The following is a 3,740-nucleotide window of genomic DNA, read 5'->3' as shown; positions in this document are numbered from 1 at the left end:
GACCGCAACGGGAGTGGCGACGGCCACGCCGACCGCAACGGGAGTGGCGACGGCCACGCCGACCGCAACGGGAGTGGCGACGGCCACGCCGACCAGTCCGCCACCAGACTCGCCCGGTTCGCGTTCCGATCTCGTTCTCAGCAAATCAGTTTCACCCGGTGTTGCCCAGGTAGGCGATCAGGTCGTCTATACATTAACCCTGAGCAACATCGGTGGGGCAGCGGCCAGTGAAGTGGTGGTTGATGACCCCTTGCCGGCATTTCTCCGTCTGATCAATGTCAGTACCTCAAGCGGTACGGTGCAGACCGTCGGCAATCAGGTCACGGTAAGCATTCCGGTGCTTGCCCCCGGTGAAAGCGTGACTATCACCATCCAGGCCGAACTGATTGCCGCCCCACTTCCGCCGGATAATCGTAATGTGGCATCGGCACGTACCAGCAGTAGCGAAATCACGACGGACAACAATACCAGCAGCGCGACTCTGTTGCCTGCGCTGCCCGATCTGATCGTTACGAAAGAGGTAAACCCGGCTATCGCTCAGGTTGGCGATAACGTCGTCTACACGATCACGGTGCATAACATCGGTGGGGCGCCGGCCAGTGATGTGACGCTGAGTGATAATCTCCCGCCAGTGTTGCGCCTGATTGGCGCAACTACCACTGTCGGCGATGTGCAGACGAACGGCAATCAGGTGACGGTCACGGCGCCAACGCTTGCCCCTGGCGACATCATTGTCGTGCAGGTGACGGCACAGGTGATTGCACCTCTCACCTCAGCAAATTCGCTTAATACGGCTACGGTGCGCACCAGTGGTGGTGAGATCACGACGGACAACAATACCGGTAGTGCAACACTCGGTTCGCCGCCGGCTTCCCTGCCCCGAACCGCTGGTGATGTGTCGCGTTCATTGCTGATCCTGATCGGTCTGGCACTGCTTGCGATTGGTATTGGCGCATTTGTGCGTCGACGGTCATATCGTTAGGAATGCGGAGTGCTATGCGGCGTCTTTGTCTCTTCTTTGTTGCTGCCGCACTTTTATTCGTGGCTGCGCCTGCAACCTGGGCGCAGCCATCCACCGGCCTGATCCTGCACCAACGGCCCGATGGGGTTGAGATTATCTGGACGGCAGATCAGGCATCTGAGCCGCAACGATGGTTACTCTACCTCACGGCGGATGCGTCGCCATCACCCGTCTTGCGCGAGTTGCGCGACCGGCCACTCAACAGGCCGCTTGCCCTACCATCCCTGCCCACCGTAGTTCTCGATGGCGAACCGCGCCCACCGCTGCCGTCATTCGCCCCAGCACCACCAACGGCGCCTCTGCGTCTGCTCGGTGAAGGTTATCGGCAAGGCATGCGGTTGGCCCTGTATGAAATCTCTCCCCATTACCAGGCGCCCAATGGCCCCCGGCAGGTGCTACGGCTACGGGCATTTATCGCCGGAGCAATGTTGGCTCCAACCCATAATCAGCCGGCAGTGCGTCTGAGTAGTGCCCCGCTACCCGATCCGATTGCGGCACGATCGGCCTGGACAATCGATGTCTCGGCAGAAGGTATCCAGGAGATTGCTGCAACCACGTTGCGTTCGCTTGGCCTCGATCTGGATCAGGTTGACATTGCTACGTTGCGTCTGCAACGTGGTGGTAGAACCCTGCCGCTGGAACCGGTGATCAGTGGTGCGAGCGTGATCGCCCTACGCTTCTACGCACCTCCCCCTGGTGATCGCTGGTCGGCGTTTGATCGTTACTGGCTCACGGTTGAGCCGGCGGCCAGCCTGAACCTGATGACCAGTCGAACCGCTCAGCCACAGGCCGGTGATGTACCGGTAGGGATCACTCTGAGTGGAACCGGGCCGGATGAAGCGCCGACCATCTACGAGTCGACGCTGGCCGGTTTTGATGGCGATCACTTCTTCCGGCGTCAGCTCGACGCCGGTGCGGGCGCACCGGTCAGCACGACACTGACCATCACCCCTACCTTGCCATTCGCTACTGGCGGCGTGATGCGGGTAACGTTTGAACTGGCAACGCTGGTGCGGCACAGTGGTACGCATCGGCTGTGGGTGACTGGTGGGAACGGTTGGAGTACGTCGCTGGAGTGGAGCGGGCACGGGAGCCATCGTGCCGATGTAACGCTGCCGTCACCGACGACGGTACTCACGCTGACCCTCGATCCGATCAGTGGTATTGACCGCATCTATCTGGATCGGCTCCTCTACCAGGCTTCGGCGCAGCTCAACCTCACCCCTGCCGGTGCGATCTTTAGCGGTCAGGCCGGGCGTTTTGCCTACCCGCTTACCGGTCTGGCACCTGGCAGTGCGGTGTACGACATCAGTGATCCGTACCAACCGGTGCGGTTGCACTTTGGCGGTACAACCTTTGCCGATGATGCACCTGCGCCGCGACGGTATCTGGTAACCGGTTCGGCCACGCTGCACACACCGCTGGTAGCACGTCACCATCCGGTTGATGTGACGACTCCACGGCAGGCGCGGGCGATCTACATCGCGCCGCGAGCGCTGATCGGTGAACTGGAACCTTTGCTTGCCCGTCGCCAGGCCCAGGGCTGGTCACCGCTGGCGATTGCCGTCGAAGATGTGTATGCCGGTTGGAGTGGTGGCGAACCTGATCCGCGGGCCATCCGTGATTTTCTGCGCTACGCTGCTGCGACCTGGTCGCCTGCTCCAGAGGCGGTGATTCTGGTTGGTGATGGCAGTTCTGACCCTCGCGATTACCTGGGGCGCGGCTGGCCGACACTGATTCCGCCGTATCTGGCCGAGGTAGACCCGTGGTTGGGCGAGACGGCCTGCGAAGCCTGTTTTGCCCAACTGGATGGTGATGATCCAACGGCTGAAACCCTCTTTCAGGCCGACCTCTGGATTGGTCGTCTGCCGGTGAAGACGGCGGAAGAGCTGCGCCGTCTGGTGGCAAAAATGCTTGCCTATGAGCAGAGCCGGGGTGCCTGGCAACGGCATGCCGTCTATCTGGCCGACAATCCCGACAGCAGTGGTGATTTTGCGGCCATGCTCGACGATGCCATCGGCTTGCAACCACTGCAAACGAGCGCTACTCGTGTCTACTACAACCCGGACGGCGGTGAGGGCAGGATTGCCGATGCCAATCTGGTGCGCCAGCAGGCATTTGCGGCCTTCAACCAGGGTGCTGGCTTGCTCGTCTACGCCGGTCATGGCTTGCAGTTTCAGTGGGCATTTACAGCTTTTGGGGTTGACGAGCCATTTCTGCTCAACGTCGATACGGCTATCGATCTGCGCAATGGTTTGGCGTTGCCGGTTGTGTTGAGTATGACGTGTCTGACTGGGGCGTTTCAGCACCCCTCGTTTCGGGGCACGACCATTGATGAAGCGCTGGTCTTAAATCCTGATGGCGGTGCGATTGCTACCTGGAGTTCTAGCGGCTTCGGGGTTGCCTACGGTCATCGTCAACTGCTGTTGGGCTTTTTGGGAGCGCTCTGGAGCTGGCCTGCGACCTCGCCACCGCCGCTTGGTCACCTGGTTGCTGCCGGTTATGTCGAGCTGGCCACCAGTGGCGAGGCACCGGCATCGTTGCGTACATTCCTGCTGCTCGGCGATCCGTTGACACCGGTAGCAGCGCGGCCTCTCTACCGGGTGGATGTACCGCTGCTCCAGCGCTGAGCGGCTATCGGCTGCGAGTGTATCCGGTAGATAGGGTTTAGGGAAGCCAGGAACGCCCTCACCCCCGGCCCCTCTCCCGCTGCGCGGGA

At 61.1% G+C, this 3,740-nt stretch carries 2 protein-coding genes; both read left to right on the top strand.

Going from position 1 to position 3,740, the window contains the following annotated elements:
* Positions 1 to 982 (top strand): DUF11 domain-containing protein (locus VAE57_RS18295; RefSeq protein ID WP_322823262.1); only part of this gene is annotated, 982 nt, incomplete at its 5' end.
* A gap of 14 nt (positions 983 to 996) precedes the next feature.
* Positions 997 to 3,651, top strand: a complete 2,655-nt coding sequence (locus tag VAE57_RS18290; protein ID WP_322823261.1) for a C25 family cysteine peptidase — start codon at positions 997 to 999, stop codon at positions 3,649 to 3,651.
* Positions 3,652 to 3,740: the final 89 nt, after the last annotated feature.

Origin of the sequence: Chloroflexus sp. (assembly GCF_034434295.1) — a bacterium.
Lineage (GTDB): Bacteria > Chloroflexota > Chloroflexia > Chloroflexales > Chloroflexaceae > Chloroflexus.
The sequence above is the reverse complement of the archived record's forward strand: the minus strand, read 5'-3'. Positions and strand labels throughout refer to the sequence as shown.